Source organism: Staphylococcus sp. GDY8P131P, from assembly GCF_017891975.1.
In the GTDB taxonomy this organism is placed as follows: Bacteria; Bacillota; Bacilli; order Staphylococcales; family Staphylococcaceae; genus Staphylococcus; species Staphylococcus nepalensis.
The window spans coordinates 1-18,873 of sequence record NZ_JAESKF010000005.1 but is presented as its reverse complement, the minus strand read 5'-3'; the positions used below and the strand labels follow the sequence as shown (position 1 = coordinate 18,873).

The following is an 18,873-nucleotide window of genomic DNA, read 5'->3' as shown; positions in this document are numbered from 1 at the left end:
TATATTTAATCCCTCTTTAATATGTTTTGCTCTATAAATCTCTCCTTTTCTTATAAATGTAAGCCCTTACATGTAATATACCATTATTATTGAAAATTATGCAAAAATTTTTAATTTTACGAAATTAGTAACTAGAAGGAATGATTGTGACTTTAGTCATGACAGTACAAAAAGTTATTTTTAGAAAATAGGTCTATTTAAAGTGGCGATTAGAGGGTAGTTAGAAGTCAAAACCAACATGATCACTATGTGTTGGAATTTAAGTGAATCGTTCCGTAGTATTTAACAGAAATTAAGTATTCATGTATTTGAAAAGTCACTTATACTAAAGAGTCATTTTAAAATGAAAGGTTGTTTAAATGAAAAGCAAATCAGTTTTAATCAAAAATATTGCTATGATTTTATTCTTATTAGCGGGCAGTTTACATGCATTAGCAACATTCTACTGGTCGTTTGGCGGCGAAATAGGTTTGATGACTGTTGGAGGCTGGACTTTCGATATGAAAAAATCATATGGTAATCCGCTTTTACTAATCATGTTTCTTATAGGATTGTTTAAACTTTTATCCACTTGGATTCCGCTTATACTTTATTACAAAAACAATAAAGTTATAAGGTTCACTTCCTATATTGGTGCCATCATACTCATTATACATGGTGGCGTAAATACAGTGGTTGGATGGTTAAAATTGTTAGACATAATGTCAGTTGGATTTAAATTAAGCTTTATAGGACAAGCTTTTATTTGGGATCCTTTATTTCTCATATGGGGATTAGGGCTAATGACCTTTTTAATCATTAAGAATGATAAGCATAAAATGTATTAAATACATTCTCAGTTATAAAAAATGGGTTTAATACCTCCAAAAAAGCAATCATCTTATTCTATTTTAAATGCATAAAAAAACAGGGCGAGACAGAAATCTTTTTTCTTAAAAGACTCCGTTGTCCCTCCCTGATAAAGATAATGAACAAATGTATATTTTTAATAAATACAGATATGTCAGTACGCTCTTTTATATTCAAATCATCTATGAGTATTTTTCAAACTCTGATGATTTAGTTAACCCATGCGTCAACTTTATCACGATTGTTATCAATCCAATCGCTAGCAGCATCTTCTGGGTCTTGGCCATCTTCAATTTCTAACATAATCGATTCCATATCATCCACGCCCCACTTAAATTGTTTCAAAATTTTATAAGCTTCTGGCATATCTTTTTTCAAACCTTTACGCGCCATCGTATTAATATTTTCAGATTGACCCATAGTTCCTTTGGGATCGTCTAAGTATTTTAAATCATAGCGTTGGAATATCCAATATGGATTCCATCCTGTGATAACGATGTCTTCCTTTGACTTAATTGCGCGTTCTAATTGTGCATTCATCGCGCCGGTGGAAGAAACGACTTGTTCCCAATCATTTAAGTTTGAATAAGTGTCCAATGTTTTATCAGTCGCTTTTACAATACCAGCACCTGGTTCAATACCGATGATTTTTTTATCTGCTTGATTTTCCAAATCTTCTATCGAATCTACATCCATATATGAAGGCACAACTAAACCTAATTTTGCTTGTCCTTTGATACTAGAACCTAAATTATCAAGGTCATCTTTAAATGCTTTATATTGCGCTTGGTGTGTAATTGGTATCCAAGCACCTGTCATTGCATCAGCTTCTCCGTTAGCAACAGCTTCCCATACGACTGGGATGTCTAAAGAAGTCATATTCACAGTATAGCCCTCTTCTTCTAAGACTTGCGCTATCACATTAGTAGAGACAATTTGATCATCTTGCTGTGCATAAGCCAGTGTGATCGTGCCTTTATTAGAGTCATCTGAAATAGAAAATGCACCCAGTACAACAAATAATAAAACAACTACTGTAATGATGGCCGTCATGATTGTCTTTCGCTTTTTAGACGTTTTTTTCTTTTTTGTACGATTTATAGATTGTGAAAAACGGTCTATAATAATTGCAAGAATAACAATACCGATACCATAAACAAATCCATTTCCTACTTCAGAACGTTGTACAGCCGCTAAAACGCCTTGACCTAATCCAGGTGTACCAATCATTGAAGCAATAACAACCATAGACAGCGTCAACATAACTGTTTGGTTAATACCAGCAAATATATTTTCTTTCGCCATAGGTAAATCAAGTTTAAACAGACGTTGCCAAGCAGTCGTCCCGAAAGAGTTAGACGTTTCTACCAACTCTGTAGAAATAGAACGTATGCCTAAATTTGTCATTCTAACAGTAGGCGGTAAAGAGAAAATAACCGAAGCAAAGACGCCCGGCACCATACCAATGCCAAAGAAAGCAACGGCCGGAATTAAGTAAACAAAACCAGGCATGGTTTGCATAAAATCTAAAATCGGTTTAATCACTTTTTGTATGGTCTCACTTTTAGACATCAATATACCTAATGGTACACCAATAATAATCGCGACAATACTAGAAATAATAACTAATGTGACAGTATTCATTAAATCTTGCCACATATCTTGGTTATAGATAAACAGTAACCCAATCAGAATGAATATGGGTAATCCCCATTTTCTATTAAAAACAAAATAAGCGATAATGACTAAAATCACCATCATTAATAGCGGTGGAATCGCTAATAAGGCATTTGTTGTAAAGCCCATCACTGATTCTCCAATTACCTGTAATACTGAAAACAATCCTGATAAGTTGCTCGTTAACCAATCGACCAGACTATCAACCCAATTAGAAAGAGGTATCTCATTTTGTAAAAAATCAAGCATCTATATTCGCCCCCTCTTTTTCCTTGGATTTTTCACCGTTGTTGTTTATAGTAGTATCTTTATCGCTCATTGCCCCGATGACACTGCCACGCACAACTACACCGATAACTCGATCCGTTTCATCCACTACAGCGAGTGGCGCAGGAGAATTATAGATTAAATTAAAAATATCAGTTATTAAAGCATATCTATCAATTTTTTGTACATTTTTATCTATCACATCTTTTAATGTTTTCCCTTGTTCACGAGCGTCTAAAGCATTTTCTGCTGTTATACTCCCTTTCAAATAACGCTTTCTATCCACAGCTAACAACATACTCACTTCTTCTTTCCGCATACGTTGTAACGCTACATTTGGACCATCTGTTTCTACATTAATTGTGAGCGGATGCTCCATAATATTTTCTGCTGTTAACACTTTAGAACGATCTACATCTTCTGTAAATTCACGTACAAAATCATTTGCTGGGTTCGTTAAAATTTCTTCGCCTGTACCAATTTGCATTATTTTACCGTCTCGCATTAATGCAATACGATCTCCAATTCTCAATGCTTCATTTAAGTCATGTGTAATAAAAATAATAACCTTTTGAAGCCGCTCTTGTAACTCTAATAAATCATCTTGCATATCACGACGAATTAAAGGATCTAACGCGGAGAAAGCTTCATCCATTAATAATATGTCCGAATCATTCGCTAATGCGCGAGCCAATCCAACACGTTGTTGCATCCCTCCTGAAAGTTGTTCAGGATATTGATTTTTAAAAGAAAGTAACCCAGAATCATCTAAAGCTTTCTCTGCTTTTTTCTGTCGTTCTTCTTTGGCTACACCACGAACTTCCAAACCATATTCTGCATTTTCTAACACAGTACGTTTTGGGAAAAGTCCAAAGTTTTGAAAAACCATGTTCACTTTTGTACGGCGTAATTGCCGTAACGCTTCTTTTGACATCTTTGAGACGTCTGCTTCATTTATGTAAATATTTCCTGAAGTAGGTTCAATTAATCTATTGATTAAACGCACTAGTGTGGATTTTCCACTACCAGACAAACCCATAATCACAAAAATTTCCCCTTCTTCTACATCAAAACTCACATTATGAACACCAACTGTGGCATCAGTTTGTTCTAAAATGTCTTGTTTTGATTTCCCATCTTTGACCATATTAAGCGCTTGTTGGGTTCTTTTACCAAACACTTTGGTTAAATTTCGAACTCGAACTTTGCTCAAAATATAAACACTCCCTTAAAAATTCATATAAGTGTAACTTTAGCATAGTAAGCAAAAAAAACAACACCCTCATAATCGTAGCACACCCTTTAAGTTGAATTTTAAGCTCAGCATGTAGGGTGCGCGACAGAAATGAAGATGCGTTTTATTTTAAGTATGTGTGTAGATGTATCAAACTTTTCAAAACATTTTAACCATATTGTTTAACTATTTTTTGTTTTCGCAATTTTACTCAGATTATTATCGTAATACGAAGCACCTAATAAAGTAATAGCATTTAAAATTATGGCCAATATAATTATGAGATTGGAATTAGGACCTACTATTGCTAGCCCTATAAAAACAGTCACAATACTGATGATAATAGCTAAAAACGCTGCTCTTTCAGTAATCCATTTAATAAATAACCCTAATATAACTGGCACAAAGATGGCACTTGTCAAAATGGCATAAGCAATATCAATCGCTACTAAAACTTCTTTAATCCATAGAGAAATAACCATAGCTATTATGGCTAAACCAAAAGTCGTTAGCCGCGTTAATAATAAATATTGTTTATCACTCATCGTTTTGAAAAAGAACGGTTTTAATAAATCATTAGCAATAATTGTTGAAGATGCAAGTAATGTCCCTGAAGCAGTCGACATAATTGCTGCGCCTAACGCTGCAAATACAATCCCTAACAAACCAGGCTGCAATGTTTCAAAAGCCATATGAGTAAAAACATTTTGTGTATTTTGAATATTTGGGAATAAAACAAAAGCACACATGCCAATAACTACCATAACAATAGAATATAACGCACTATATAAGCCTACTAATATACCAGAGACTTTAGCGACGCGCTTAGTTTTCCCCGTGAAAAAGCGTTGCCAAATATCTTGCCCTACTACAATGCCTAACGTGTAGGTTATAAAGTATCCTACGATTTCTTTGAATCCAATATTTGTAAAACTTAAATGTGACGAGGGGAGTACATTGACTAGTGTACCAATACCGCCAACACTATGTAAGCTTACTGGTAACATAATTAAAAACATACCAATAGTCATCACAGAAAACTGGATAACATCTGTTATAGACAACGTCCACATGCCACCAAGAATTGTGTATATAAAAACTACGCCTCCGCCAACTAAAATAGCTATTTTAAGATCCCAATGGAAAATAACAGATAATAACGCCCCAATTGCTATAACTTGAGTAACGCTAATCATTAAAGTATACATCGCAGTTATCATTGCACCAATAATTCGTACTCTATTTCCAAAAAGCCTATATAATAATTCACTAATCGTTAATACATTCATATTTAAAATTTTATTTAGAAAAAATAAACCAAAAAAAGTTATACCAATACCCATTGCGAAAACAAACCAAAACCCTGACAAGCCCACTTCATAACCTAATTGAGAAGAACCGATAGTTGAAGATCCGCCTAGAAAAACAGCAGTTAAACATCCAAACAACATAAACACGCCCAAGTTACTATCAGCAAGCATATATTTCTTAGAAGATTTAGCTTTGACTACGCCTAAAATTCCGATTGAAATTAATAAGACAAAATAAACAGCAAATATTATAAAATCGATGCTTGACATATATTTAACCAATCCCTTTTTACGCAAATGTTCACGTTTATATTAGTTACTATTCCTACGTTTTGCTAATGCGATCAGTGTAATCATTTCATACACTACAGAGGAAGCGGCTACTGCAGTTATTTCTCCTGAATCATACGTCGGTAATACTTCCACTAAATCAAAGCCTTTAATATTCAATCCATCAAGTTTTCTCACATATTCTAACGCTTCAAAACTAGTTGGACCTCCTACTCCTGGCGTGCCAGTACCCGGAGCATAGGCAGGGTCTAAAAAATCAATATCAAATGAAACAAATACAGGACTATTTCCAACACGTTGATGGATTTGTTCTATGACTTTTTCAATACCTAGTTTTCGAGCTTCTCTCATTTCAATCACTTTATATCCTAAATCTCTAGCATTTTGCATATCTTCTGGGCCATATAAAGGTCCTCTCATCCCAACTTGTATTGATTTTTTGGTATCCACTAAGCCTTCTTCTGCAGCTCTCCTAAATGGCGTGCCATGAACATATTTTTCTCCAAAATAATCTTCCCAAGTATCGCTGTGCGAATCAAAATGTACTAACGATACTGGACCATATTTTTTTGCAAAAGAACGCAAATGTCCAAGTGAAATCGAATGGTCTCCCCCTAACATTACCGGTATAATGCCTTGATCTAAAATAGGATCTAATTTTTCTGTTATATGATCATAGGTTTTCAATACATTACCCGGTATAACATCAACATCCCCGTAGTCGATACCCGAACAATAATCAAAGATATTTATACCTTGGTCTGGGTTATAAGGTCTTAATAAAACTGAAAAATCTCTTATACTTTGTGGACCATAACGTTGGCCTGTTCTATTTGAAGCGGCCGTATCAAACGGTACACCCATGATTAAAAAATCAACATTTTCTAAAGTGTTTTCAAACGGCAATCTCATAAAAGTCCTAGGACCGACAAATCTTGGTGACATAGATGAATCTTTTGGTTTAAACATTTTAATCTACCCCTTTTTCATTTTGTATCCGTTTTCAAAAAATCATAAGATACCCTTTTCCGAGTGTAAAGAACCAGATTTTGCAATTTAAGGTACCAGTTCGACTTTAATTTGAAAATAAACATGCGTCCGCAATGATTGCTACGAACTTAATTGAATTGAAAGCACGCCTACAAATTAAAAAACAGCTCACAAGGAGCTGTTTCTCATCATATTCAATATATAATTTAAATTTGTTTTATAATAAAAGAGATTGGTTAAGCTTTTATATTTTTTGGGATAATGATTTGAGTCAGAATTACTCCAATAATCATAATTGATAAACCAGTTAAAAATGAGGCAGTAGCGGCTACACTGGCACTATGATTGACTTTTACTGCGGCAAAAACAGTAGTGTTAAGTGCAATACCTAACGCACCGCCCAGCGTGGCACACATTTTATAAATGCCTGAAGCCAATCCAACTTTTTCATCAGGAATTGTTAAAATTGCAACTGTAATACCTGGCGTGGCACACAGACCGTTACCTATGGCACAAATAACAAACCCGAATACTACAAACCCTACATACCACTGTGTTGGTAATAACGTTAAACTGATAAACATAATGCCGATTGCTGGGAACAGTGGGCCTACAAGTAACAATGGCTTCCCACCAAAACGCAAGGAGAGTTTTTCGCCTAAACGAATCATCACGACCGCCATAATCACGTAAGGTACTGTCACAAGACCTGCTTGAAAGGCATTTAATCCTAATTCTGTCTGTGCATACATATTAAACACGGTCGTCGTTCCTACACCAGAATTGAGCACGACGTTAATCATTGAAGAGCCCACAAAACCACGATTGCGGAACAATGAAAAATCAATAAATGGATCATATTTTTGTCTCTCAAATAATATAAATATCAGTGTTGAAATAATAAAAATCACAAGACAAGTAATCGAAAACGTACTCAACCATCCTTGTTCAAATCCTTGTGTCGCAAATAACGTAATACTTCCTATAAGTACTGCGAACAGAAACATACCAACATAATCAAATGGTCTGGCATCGATTTTTTTCTTTTCTGCTTCTTCAGTACCCCATAATAACCAAAATGCAATAATTGAAATGATAATAGAGATGATAAAATTAGCTTGCCAATTGACATAAGTTGCTATAAATCCACCTACCATTGATGCTAACCCTATGCCACCAACGCTACCAATCATAAGGTAACTGAAAGCTCTACGCATCTCTTTACCTTTAAATTGTTCATTAATCACGCCTACAGTGGAGGGAAGTAAAATAGCAGCAGAAAGCCCTTGTAACATACGTCCTACTAATAAGAGTGCCGTCACACTAGATACAATAATAAGTAGTGACCCTAAAACACCAAAAATGATGCCTATATAAGTCATTTTGAGTTTTCCTATTTTGTCTGAAACATCGCCTGCACCCACCATAAAAATCCCTGTAGCAAATGACGCTAAACTCACAGACAAATTCACAACGCCTGGTGTTGTCTGATATGTATGTTGAACTTGTGTCGATATATTAATAAACGATTGTGCAAAAAGCCAATACGTTAATACACTTAAAACGATAGCCAAAATCAATTTGTTATTTGACTGTTGCTTTATATTCACGATGCATAAGCCTCCTTATATATACGTTGCATATAAAAATATGCACTAGACAAATATTATCATATAAAGAGCTATTTATTTTATAATTTAAAAAAGTTTTTTGATTTTAATTGAAAAGTTTAATTCTTTTTATTTAAATCCTAGAAGTAAATTTAACGTTTGAACGACGCCATCTTCATTATTATTAATTGCAATTAAATTAGCTTCTCGTTTTAACTCGGGGTAAGCATTATCCATAGCTACTTTATATTTGGCAGCTTTGAATAAATCTATATCATTAAAGCCATCACCAAATGCGATTGTTTCAGCTGGTGTAATTTGAAGTAGATTTTGAATTCGATTTATTGTGCTCCCTTTATTAACACCTAATTCTGCGATATCAATCCATGATTCATCTGAGGCTACAATATAAACATCTTTTTCAAAATAATTTAGACGGTCAGCAGTGTCCTTACACTTACCTTTTGCATCGTGCACCGTAATTTTTAATAAATCTTCTTCAATATCGTTATAATCTTTAATATAATTCACATGTTGGTATGAACCATGTACCAATCTTCTCTCCGATTCCGAAGTACTATCCAATACATATGCCCCTGTTTGAGAACAGGCTAAAACGGTTTGCGTATTATCAATTTCTTTAATTGCTCTAATGATTTCTTTAGCCTTTTGGTTTTCTATTGAAGCATTATAAATAAAATCTCCATTATATTTAATGCGTGTAGCGCTATCACCAACAATAAATGTATTCGCTGCTAAATCTCCCACAATATTTTCTACACGTTCACATTGTTTTCCAGTACAAAAGACAAAACGAATATGCTGTGCTTCACAATTTTGCTTTAGCAATTGAAAACTTTCACTATTAAATTGGCTATCATCATTTAAAAATGTCCCGTCCATATCTACAACAATAAGTTTAATATCCATCAACAAAATCTCCTTTATTTTATATTAAGCATATTGTATCTTTTTATAAATAAAAATAACAATTTTTATTTATCATACTTATAAACGTGATAAGGAGTGAATTGTTTCTTCTGAAATTGCTTAGGTGTTAAATCATATTTTTCTTTAAAAACTTTAATAAAATAACTTGTGGTTGAAAATCCACATGCCATCGCAATATCTGTAATTGTATATGATTGTTTGCTATACAGCATTCTTACACTACGCTCTAAACGCAAATTTGTTAAATATTGCATAGGTGTCTGGTTAACATAATACTTGAAGCATTTAATTGTTTCAGATTGGCTCATATGAATTTGTTCACTTAACGTTTGCAACGAGATTTTTTTATGGTAGTTATTTTGCATATATGCCATCAGTTGTTTAATACGACGATCAAAATAATATGGTTTATGCTCACATATATTATCTACATTAAGTAATAACCATTTTAATGCTTCATAATATTTAACAGTGATATCTAATTCAAAATATGGATACGCGTTTTCATATATTTTTCCTGCTGAATGGATTGTTTTGATCAATTTATTTTGTTGGTCATCTATATGAGATAAATAAATATACGGGACTTGGTTCGCTTTATTCATAATTTGTGCTACATAATTAAATTCCAAATCGTATGTCGTTTCTGGTATTTCAATATTCCAACAATAATATTCCGTTTCAGCGCATTCGCTCCGAATTTCATGAACAATATTTGAATTAATAAATAAGCCGTCTTCTTTATTAATCTTAATTACTTTATCCCCTATTGAAACATCTATTTCACCATTAATAACGTACATAAATTGCAATGCATGGTGCCAATGTATAGGAATATAACCAAATAAAGTCTGTTCCAAATTAGTATGTAGAATAACATGTTTCCACTGTTTATTTGGAAATTGTATTAATTCTTCTCTTGTATCTTCTACAATTATTTCTTGATACATCAATAGACCACCTCAATATTTTGATACTTTTAGATAATTTTCATATATTATATCTTAAATTTTCAAGCTATAGTATAAATATATTTATATTTTATAGGTGATTAAATGATAAATAAAGACAACCATCGTATGATTGGAATTATATTAGCAGTTGTCGGGGCTTCTTTTTGGGGATTAGGAGGTACTGTATCAGATTTTCTTTTTCAACAAAGAGACATAGACATAAATTGGTATGTAACTGCCAGGTTACTGATAAGTGGTATTGTATTATTAGCTATTTACAAAATAAGGAATAGAAAGTCTTCAATATTTAGCATATTTAAAAACAGACATCACATATTTCAATTATTAATTTTTTCAATTTTTGGGATGTTACTTGTTCAATACGCGTATATGGCATCTATTAATTATGGCAATGCAGCAATTGCCACGTTATTGCAATATATAGCACCTGTATATATCATTATTTGGTATGTCATCCGGCGTAAAGAACGTTTCCAAGCTTTTGATTTCATCGCTATAATGCTTACGTTATCTGGCACATTTTTGCTACTGACAAATGGATCTTTTAGTGCATTGGTAGTTCCCATGCCAAGCACAGTTTGGGGCATTATCTCTGGTTTAGCCCTCGCTTTTTATACGCTTTATGCAACACGATTATTAACGACATTTCCATCCATTTTAGTAGTCGGATGGGCTATGTTAATTTCTGGAATTATGATGAACTTTAAAACCCCTGTATGGCAGTTTGAATGGTCAGCATTAACAGTTTCAACGTCATTATATCTGACTTTCGGGATTATTGCCGGGACTGCTATAGCGTTCTTTTTCTTCGTTAATAGTTTAAATTATTTAACTGCTAAAGAAACGACACTTTTCGGGACAATAGAACCTGTTATGGCAATCGTGGCAAGCGCAGTTTGGCTTCATGTTACATTTCAAATTTTCCAACTATTTGGGATTTTATTGATTATCACACTCATCCTAGCTCTATCATTTAAAAAACAAAATGCAACAGAATAAAACATTTTATAACAATATAACTTAAATCTATAACATGAATCCTGAAACATATTTTGGGATTCATGTTTTTTATCTACTTTAGATACCCCTTTCTATATGCTATATTCATTATCATTTTTAAAAATGATAAACTAACTTTTACAATTGGTATATAACGATATATAAATAACTTATTTATATATCAATACTAAAAAATCAATTTTATATTAATTCTATGTTTGCAAATATGTTACAATTCAATTTATATGACCAAACAATAAATATTGAGTTATAACGTATTTGGATTTGGCAATAATCATTTTAGAGATATGATATACAACGCTAAGAAGCGTATCAAGCAAAGTAAAAATATATACATAGAACAAGTAAAATTAAGGTTCAAAACATTAAAAATAGCTTGGATGCGTTGCGTTACTTAAGCCATAAATAGCTTACTTTATGATTTCAAACCATTTCCTCAAATTAAGTAAAAATGCTACTGTAATCACTTTATTTTCAATTAGTCCTATTACCTTCACAAATAAACACTCATTATCCTTTGTTTAAAAGTTATACACTGTTTCGAAAATTTAACCCAATCACTATTAGGAGGAGAGAAAATGAAATATTGTAAAAACTGTGGCGCTCAGGTCAAAGATAATCATAAAATCTGTACCCAATGCGGTCACTCTCTTCAAAGTCAAAACGTTACACCCAAGCACAATAAAAAGAAATATCTGATTATAGGTATTATTGTAGTCATCATTGTTCTTTTATTTATTTTGTATAAAATAATGGCTGCAACTTTATCACCAGAAAATGAAGCTAAAACAATTTCTGAAGATATAAAGAAAGGTGATACTAAAAATTCAGCCAACCACTTAGTATTTAATGATAGAAATTTGAGTAAAGAAGAAGCTAAGGCTTTTTATAAATATATTGTAGATGCTGATAACCCAGATAGAATAGCAAACGATATTGAAAGTAAAACGAAACATATGAAAGAAGACAAAGTTAATGCTACTTCAATAGACGTAAACGATACTGAAGCGATTAATATTCATAAAAATGGGAAAAAATATGGGATGTTTAATAACTATGACTTTGAAGTCTCGAAGCAAAAAGTCTCTATTAACCCAGAATCTGACAGTAAAGTTACATATAAATACAATGATAAAAAACGTAAAATTAAATTATCCGAAGATGATTCAAAAACCTTTGCTACCTTACCTTTGGGAAACTATAAATTAAAAGCACAAAAAACGGTGGATGATAAAAAATTTGATGGTTATCTAGCTATCAACATGTCTGATGACAATGAAGTACAAGAACAATTTAATGAAAAATATCTCGATATTAACATTGATGATAGTGAACTAGATAGTGATACGACAGTAGATTTATATATTAATAATAAAAAAATGGCAGCTCAAGATGATTTTGAAAATGATTTATACGGCCCCTACCAATCCGACGATAAAATAGAGGTATATGCACAAGCACATGTTGATGATAAAACATTCAAATCTAATGTAGTTAAAGTACCTCAATCTGATGAAAGCAACGATCCTGTATCTGTTGATTTATCATTTGATAACGACAAGATTAAATCACATCAAGAAAATGAAGATATAAAAGAAGATGTGCAATCTTTCATGGAAGATTATACTGAAGACTTGAATGAAGCATACGAAGAAGAAGACTATAGTTATATTTCTAGCTATATAAAGAGTGGTACTGATACAGCTGACCATATGAAACAAGTAGTGAAGTCTGGTAACGAAGCTGATTACTCAGATCCAAAAGTCGTTAAATATAGCAAAAAAGGTGACACCATTACAATTGAATTAGAAAAACAAGATAAAGACAATCATACAATTCATTCACAATACGTACTTGATTATGATGATTTATTATCTGATTTTAAAATCAAAAACTACACTGATATTTAAAATAACCGCATTCCTTTAACAAAAGCCTACGATATAGGAAACTGATAAAATTTTATTATGTCAACAGCCTTGAGATAACTACATTTTCAAACTAATTTACGACTGGTAAGATTAAAACAATTTAAGATATCAATTAATATACTTCCTCTAAATTGCACGCTAAAAAGTGAAAATTTTAGAGGAAGTTACTTTATACTTGAAACTCATTTTTATAATCTAACGACCCGTAGTCCAACCGCCATCAACTTTAATTTCAGCTCCTTGTACATAAGAAGCATCTTCTGAAGCTAAAAATAGTGCTACATTAGCAATTTCTTGTGTTTTCCCTGCACGCCCTTCAGGGATGCTTTTTAATCTCTCATCTTCAATACCTTCTGTCATCGGTGTTTCAACGAATCCCGGAGCAACTAAGTTTGCTTTAATGCCTTTATCTCCAAAGTCATAAGCTAGCTGTTTAGTAAAACCGCCCATCGCATGTTTGCTTGTTACATAAGTGTTACCGCCTGCGCCAGCTACAAATGTAGATTGAGAACCGATATTAATGATATTACCTTTTCCTTTTTCTAAGAAAATAGGTAAAACAGCGTTAGTAAATAAATAAGGGCCTTTGACGTTAACAGCTATTAATTGATCAAATGTTTGTTCATCTGTTTCTAATGCGTCTTTATATGCATCATGGACACCCGCACCATTATATAAAATGTCAATCGTGCCATAGTGATCTAGTACTTTATTTACACATTGATCCACTGACGTTTTCTGTGTTACATCAACTTGTATGAATGTGGCTGTACCACCATTATTTTCTATTGATTTCACAATGGCTTCACCTTGATCATTTTTTAAACCACTGACAACAACTTTGGCTCCTTCTTTTGCAAATAATTTAGCAGTCGCTTCCCCGATACCAGACGTACCACCAACTACAACAGCGACTTTTCCTTTCAATTTGTCCATATAAAAACCTCCTTAACGATGTCAGCCATTGTATTCCCTTTTTCGTAAATTATAATGCTTCCTCTTGGTTAAAATAGAAAATAAATCGCGAAAAAAGCAGAAATAGGCAATCAAGCTAAACATGTTGATTACTTATTTCTGCTTCACCTCATAACATTCATACTTTAAACTTCATTAAAATAAAGTCATCGTATGATTGTTTACATCTATGTGTATGATCTAGTTATATTAAATAACTCATAAATGAAGTTGCTAACGTAAAATAAATTAACATACTCACAATGTCATTTATTGTAGTGATAAACGGTCCGCTTGCAACAGCTGGATCTATGCCCATTTTATTCATAAATAATGGAATCACTGAACCAATTGTTGTGCCTACAGTCATCGCAACAGTTAAACTAACTGCAACAATCGTAGCTAACAGTGGTTGACCATATAAAATGACAATAATTAAAAACAGAATTAAACTGCAGACAAATCCTGAAATAAAGCCACTACCTGATTCATATAAAGCATGCTTGAATTTATTTTTATGCTTCATATCTCCTGTGGAAATACTTCTCACTGATACTGCAAGTGATTGTGTTCCTGTATTACCTGACATACCACTAATAATAGGTATAAATGCTGCTAATAGTGCTACTTTTTCAAGTGTATCTTCAAATGAACCTAATATTGTAGCAGTAATCATCCCTAAGAAAGTGAGCAATATTAACCAAGGCAAACGCTTTTTAGCTGTTTTAAAGATAGACTCTTCTTGATACTTGGCATCATCAATACCAGCTAGTTTTGAATAATCTTCGTTCGCTTCTGCTTCAATGACATCTATAATATCATCTACAGTAATAATACCTAACAAATGCTTTTGGTAATCTATGACTGGGATTGCTATTAAATCATAATCTCTAATATCTCGGGCGATATGTTCTTGGTCTGTTGATACATCTGTATGCACCACATTTGTACTCATAATTTCATTAACTGAAGTGGATGGATCAGCATTAATAATATCTCTTAAAGACATGACACCCACTAACTTATGATCATCATCTACTGCATAAATAGCATAAATAGTTTGAGCATGATGCGACTGGACTTTCACATGATTAAGTGCTTCACCTACACTCATTTTCGTAGACACAGAGACATACTCTTTGGTCATAATGCCTCCAGCAGTTTCTTCATAATAATGCATTAATGATTTTAAAACAGCTGATTTATCCTGCGATACTAACGTTAATAACGTAATGCGTTTCTCTTCAGACAGTTGGTTTAATATATCTGCAGCATCGTCATCCGACATATGTTCTAATATTTCACTTGCATAATTCACATGTATCTCGTCAAAAATAGCTTCATATTCATCTTCGTTAACGTCTAAATAACCTAAAAAATTAGCCACTTCACGAGCAGAAAGTAACTCATAAAGTTTTGCTCTGTTTTCTTTGTCTATTGATATAAAAAATTCACTCTGCTCATACGGATGTATATTTAAAAATGCACTTCTAAATTGTGAATATTCATTTTGTTCTAATAAACGAATAAGAAGACCTTCGTTTTCAATCATAATACCGCTCCTTTTAAAATTCATGTGGAACCATCATTACTAAAATCGAATAGAAAAATCAATCGCGTTTTCTTAAAAGTAATAGTTGGTTAGTATCTTTGTTTTTAACGTGCGCTTGGTTTATCAAAACAAAAAGTTAAATTCCTTAAAGTACCGCACTTTTTCGTTACGTAAAAACTTTAACCTCTAGTTAACCAAAATGATATACAAATAGCAATAGCTAAATAATTTTTTCAGTTTAAATTTTATTGTTAATAATATTTTTGTATTGCAGATTAATAGTAAGATTGAATAATTAGGTTTAGTTAAATTTTTTAATTTGATATAGTAGTAGTTTCGGTATAAATATTCAATTAATAAAATCAAAAAATTATAAGAAGGTGTTATGATGGATTTATCAGAAATCAATATGGAACTATTCAAAGCTATCAATCATTTAAGCTATCAACTAGAATTGTTAAATCCTTTAATGATATTTTTAGCTAAATATATGGAGTATATTTTAATTGCTGGCGTGATTATTTATTGGTTTACTCGTACTAAAGAAAATAGAATAATGGTGATAAGCGCAATAATATCATTTATTGTTGCTGAAATATTCGGTAAATTATTAGGAAAAATTCATTCAAATTTTCAACCATTTGTAGAATTGCAAAATACTAATAAACTCATTGATCACGCGATTGATAATTCTTTTCCTAGTGACCATGCCATACAGTTCTTTTCTATTTGTATTGTTTTTTTATTTTTCAAGAAAAACTTAAGATATATTTGGTTAGCCTTAGCGATACTTGTGGCAATTTCGCGTATTTGGGTAGGTGTACATTACCCGTTAGATGTCATAGTAGGCGCGCTATTAGGCACCATTACAGCATTATTATCATGTTGGGTTATCCCTCGTGTTCATTTTATTGATAAACTATTAGTACTATATGTAAGAGGAGAACAATATGTTATAGATAAAGTGACTAATTAAATAGTAGACATCTTTGTTTAACGTTTCCTTGCCTTACAGAAAAGCGCAAAGTAATTATTGATTTATAGACTTTCATTTTTAATTAGCAAAGATTTTTATGGTAAGCAACGCGTTTATTTATAATGAGTAATATTCAAATATTAATTAACTGTGATGCCATTCATTTCAGTTTCCATATAAATAAAAGAAGCATCTGAAACATTTATATATGTCCAGATGCTTCCTTTATTTTAACTAGTCAAACTAAGAAATAAACAATGCTAGCGAAACGGCTAAAAATAATACACTTGATAATGTATACAATTTTTTATTTTTAAGCATGTTTAACATTATACAGATAAACCCAGAGATGCATAAAATCACACAGAAGTTATCAACAAACTTTATAATGGCATGCTCTCTGCATTTATTAATCTAAAATTTGAAGTACTGTCATTATGAACGTCAATACGCACGCAATTAAAACCACAGTTTTGGCACTTTCACTATTTTGATTACCCTTTTTATAATCTCGTAGAACAAACAGCCATGAAACGATGACTAAAACGCCTAAGATAATGCTAATAAATTTCATTTTATCCCTCATTCTCAGTATTTTTAACAGATATTGTAACCTTTAGCGTATTGATATGGTTATGCTTTGTTTTTAGCATTTTTTAACAGATAAAATACATAATATAGTATGCCAATACAGAACCAAATGAATGTGTAAATTTTAGCTTGATTACTTAATCCCCAGAAAACTGCAAACACACAAATAAAAATAATAATTGGCATTACCGGATAAAATGGTAATTTAAATGCCGGTTGAGGAAGATCTTTGCCTTCTCTTTTACGTAATGCAAAAATTCCTACTGTGACAAACATAAATGCTACTAGCGCACCTGCTGAAATTAATTGCGCTAAAAAGCCAAATGGAAATACAGAACCAATAATAATCGCAACGATAGATAATGTAATTAATGCATGATTAGGTAGATTTTTCTTGTCTAATTGACCTAACCAAGAAGGCAGCATACCATCTCTACCAAATGAATAGAGTAAACGCGAACCAGCCATCATCATACCGATTAAAGCCGTAAACATACCAATCACTGAGACTGCCTGCACTATGACTGCAACAGTACTATGTCCGCTCATTCGTAACGCCCACCCCACTGGTTCAGCATTATCTTTGTATTGTGCGTAATCAAACATACCCACTAACACAAGTGACACTACAATAAATAAGGTTACTGCAATTAATAACGAACCTAAAATACCACGCGGCATTGTTTTTTCAGGATTAATCGCTTCACCAGAGTTTGAAGCTATAGAATCAAAACCTATATAAGCAACAAAAATAACAGAACTACCTGCGTATATACCTTGCCAGCCGCCAAAAGCACCAGCTGTAGTTGCTTTATATTCAGGGATAAATGGGACATAATGTCCAATATCTATAACTGATAAACCCACTACAATGAATAAGAAAATGGCTAATACCTTAAGGATAACAAGCGCATTTTGGACACGCGCTGCTTCTGATGTACCTCTATGTAATAATATGGCAGTAATAATTACGACAACAGCCGCTAATAGATCCAAAATGCCGCCATCCGTGCCTAGAGAGTTAGACAGTGCATCAGGTAATGAGATATGAAACGGCTCTAATAAACCTCTTAGATTTGCTGAAAACCCTGATGCTACAAATGCAACTGCGATTAAATATTCTGCAATTAATGCCCAACCTACAATCCAGCCAAAAAATTCTCCAAACAAAATACTAGTCCACGTATATGCTGATCCCGCAAAAGGCATTACAGATGCCATTTCAGCATAAACAAATGCTACCAAAGCTGCTACAATGGCTGCTACTAAAAAGGATAAACTAACCGATGGACCAGTGTGGTCTGCTGCTACAACACCGGGTAATGTGAAGATAGCGGTAGATACGATTGTCCCGACGCCTAAAGCTAAAAAGTCCCTAACTCTTAATGTACGCTCTAAGTGATCATCCTTATTTTGGAATTTTGAAATATCTTCTTTTTGGAAGATTTGTTTAATTATATTCATTACTTTTCTCCTTGCTAATAATATACAAACACGTAATCCAGTATAGTGATTTTTAAATACGATGTATATAATATTTAAAAGGAAAATTTTATTGAACTTCTAATTGTTTAAATGATTTAGATATAAAATATCCATATAGTGCTGGTTATATTAACTATATATTGTAAATATCAATGTAATTGATGATAAACATAAAGGAAATGAACAATGAAAGATAAAGTCCGTATAATTG

Annotated in this window: 15 protein-coding genes; 4 read left to right on the top strand and 11 right to left on the bottom strand. The window is 32.6% G+C overall.

Features of this window, described 5'->3' with window-relative positions; genetic code table 11:
• Window positions 1-359: 359 nt before the first annotated feature.
• On the top strand, window positions 360-827 hold the full coding sequence (locus tag KA894_RS05370) for a DUF3995 domain-containing protein (protein WP_103372630.1): 468 nt from the start codon (window positions 360-362) through the stop codon (window positions 825-827).
• Window positions 828-1,059: 232 nt separating this feature from the next.
• Here KA894_RS05370 and KA894_RS05365 read toward each other — a convergent pair whose 3' ends face one another.
• The 7 genes from KA894_RS05365 to KA894_RS05335 form a co-directional block, all read right to left on the bottom strand.
• Window positions 1,060-2,775, bottom strand: a complete 1,716-nt coding sequence (locus tag KA894_RS05365; RefSeq protein WP_119487889.1) for an ABC transporter permease/substrate binding protein — start codon at window positions 2,773-2,775, stop codon at window positions 1,060-1,062.
• On the bottom strand, window positions 2,768-4,006 hold the full coding sequence (locus tag KA894_RS05360) for a quaternary amine ABC transporter ATP-binding protein (RefSeq protein WP_096811156.1): 1,239 nt from the start codon (window positions 4,004-4,006) through the stop codon (window positions 2,768-2,770). The genes KA894_RS05365 and KA894_RS05360 overlap by 8 nt, the downstream gene beginning before the upstream one ends.
• Window positions 4,007-4,209: 203 nt before the next feature.
• Window positions 4,210-5,607 (bottom strand): sodium:solute symporter family protein, encoded by a 1,398-nt coding sequence (locus KA894_RS05355; RefSeq protein WP_103372628.1) that lies wholly within the window; start codon window positions 5,605-5,607, stop codon window positions 4,210-4,212.
• Between the two features lie 42 nt (window positions 5,608-5,649).
• Window positions 5,650-6,597 carry an agmatinase gene (gene speB, locus KA894_RS05350; RefSeq protein ID WP_119487890.1) on the bottom strand — a complete coding sequence of 316 codons (948 nt, stop codon included), beginning with the start codon at window positions 6,595-6,597 and terminating at the stop codon, window positions 5,650-5,652.
• A gap of 257 nt (window positions 6,598-6,854) precedes the next feature.
• Window positions 6,855-8,231 (bottom strand): MFS transporter, encoded by a 1,377-nt coding sequence (locus tag KA894_RS05345; protein WP_369967689.1) that lies wholly within the window; start codon window positions 8,229-8,231, stop codon window positions 6,855-6,857.
• Window positions 8,232-8,357: 126 nt separating this feature from the next.
• The gene (locus tag KA894_RS05340; protein ID WP_096811160.1) at window positions 8,358-9,158 is read right to left on the bottom strand and encodes a Cof-type HAD-IIB family hydrolase; all 801 of its coding nucleotides are present in this window, start codon (window positions 9,156-9,158) and stop codon (window positions 8,358-8,360) included.
• 65 nt (window positions 9,159-9,223) lie between these two features.
• The gene (locus KA894_RS05335) at window positions 9,224-10,129 is read right to left on the bottom strand and encodes an AraC family transcriptional regulator (protein WP_096811161.1); all 906 of its coding nucleotides are present in this window, start codon (window positions 10,127-10,129) and stop codon (window positions 9,224-9,226) included.
• Window positions 10,130-10,234: 105 nt separating this feature from the next.
• Here KA894_RS05335 and KA894_RS05330 point away from each other — a divergent pair, with 105 nt between their 5' ends.
• Both KA894_RS05330 and KA894_RS05325 read left to right on the top strand, forming a co-directional pair.
• A complete protein-coding gene (locus KA894_RS05330; protein WP_119487891.1) occupies window positions 10,235-11,152 on the top strand; it encodes a DMT family transporter in 918 nt (305 codons plus the stop codon).
• A 599-nt stretch (window positions 11,153-11,751) separates the two neighbouring features.
• Entirely contained in the window at window positions 11,752-13,083 is a 1,332-nt protein-coding gene (locus tag KA894_RS05325; RefSeq protein WP_210133813.1) for a TcaA NTF2-like domain-containing protein, read from the top strand.
• Between the two features lie 216 nt (window positions 13,084-13,299).
• Here the strand turns inward: KA894_RS05325 and KA894_RS05320 are convergent, their stop codons facing one another.
• Both KA894_RS05320 and mgtE read right to left on the bottom strand, forming a co-directional pair.
• Window positions 13,300-14,040: an SDR family NAD(P)-dependent oxidoreductase gene (locus tag KA894_RS05320; RefSeq protein ID WP_115342496.1), complete on the bottom strand. Its 741-nt coding sequence runs from the start codon at window positions 14,038-14,040 to the stop codon at window positions 13,300-13,302.
• A gap of 223 nt (window positions 14,041-14,263) precedes the next feature.
• Window positions 14,264-15,610: a magnesium transporter gene (gene mgtE, locus KA894_RS05315; RefSeq protein ID WP_409349519.1), complete on the bottom strand. Its 1,347-nt coding sequence runs from the start codon at window positions 15,608-15,610 to the stop codon at window positions 14,264-14,266.
• Between the two features lie 388 nt (window positions 15,611-15,998).
• Between mgtE and KA894_RS05310 the strand changes: the two genes are divergently transcribed.
• Window positions 15,999-16,586 (top strand): undecaprenyl-diphosphatase, encoded by a 588-nt coding sequence (locus KA894_RS05310; RefSeq protein ID WP_119488236.1) that lies wholly within the window; start codon window positions 15,999-16,001, stop codon window positions 16,584-16,586.
• 409 nt (window positions 16,587-16,995) lie between these two features.
• On the opposite strand, the gene KA894_RS05305 is transcribed toward KA894_RS05310, so the two are convergent.
• Window positions 16,996-17,160, bottom strand: coding sequence for a hypothetical protein (locus tag KA894_RS05305; protein ID WP_182478059.1), 165 nt, complete (start codon window positions 17,158-17,160; stop codon window positions 16,996-16,998).
• Window positions 17,161-17,219: 59 nt separating this feature from the next.
• Window positions 17,220-18,641: an APC family permease gene (locus tag KA894_RS05300; RefSeq protein WP_119488237.1), complete on the bottom strand. Its 1,422-nt coding sequence runs from the start codon at window positions 18,639-18,641 to the stop codon at window positions 17,220-17,222.
• Window positions 18,642-18,873: the final 232 nt, after the last annotated feature.

Coding starts and splice junctions, on each gene's coding strand:
- KA894_RS05370 (WP_103372630.1), top strand. CDS start 360: ATGAAAAGCAAATCAGTTTTAATCAAAAATATTGCTATGATTTTATTC.
- KA894_RS05365 (WP_119487889.1), bottom strand. CDS start 2,775: ATGCTTGATTTTTTACAAAATGAGATACCTCTTTCTAATTGGGTTGAT.
- KA894_RS05355 (WP_103372628.1), bottom strand. CDS start 5,607: ATGTCAAGCATCGATTTTATAATATTTGCTGTTTATTTTGTCTTATTA.
- speB (WP_119487890.1), bottom strand. CDS start 6,597: ATGTTTAAACCAAAAGATTCATCTATGTCACCAAGATTTGTCGGTCCT.
- KA894_RS05340 (WP_096811160.1), bottom strand. CDS start 9,158: ATGGATATTAAACTTATTGTTGTAGATATGGACGGGACATTTTTAAAT.
- KA894_RS05335 (WP_096811161.1), bottom strand. CDS start 10,129: ATGTATCAAGAAATAATTGTAGAAGATACAAGAGAAGAATTAATACAA.
- KA894_RS05330 (WP_119487891.1), top strand. CDS start 10,235: ATGATAAATAAAGACAACCATCGTATGATTGGAATTATATTAGCAGTT.
- KA894_RS05325 (WP_210133813.1), top strand. CDS start 11,752: ATGAAATATTGTAAAAACTGTGGCGCTCAGGTCAAAGATAATCATAAA.
- KA894_RS05320 (WP_115342496.1), bottom strand. CDS start 14,040: ATGGACAAATTGAAAGGAAAAGTCGCTGTTGTAGTTGGTGGTACGTCT.
- mgtE (WP_409349519.1), bottom strand. CDS start 15,610: ATGATTGAAAACGAAGGTCTTCTTATTCGTTTATTAGAACAAAATGAA.
- KA894_RS05310 (WP_119488236.1), top strand. CDS start 15,999: ATGGATTTATCAGAAATCAATATGGAACTATTCAAAGCTATCAATCAT.
- KA894_RS05305 (WP_182478059.1), bottom strand. CDS start 17,160: ATGAAATTTATTAGCATTATCTTAGGCGTTTTAGTCATCGTTTCATGG.
- KA894_RS05300 (WP_119488237.1), bottom strand. CDS start 18,641: ATGAATATAATTAAACAAATCTTCCAAAAAGAAGATATTTCAAAATTC.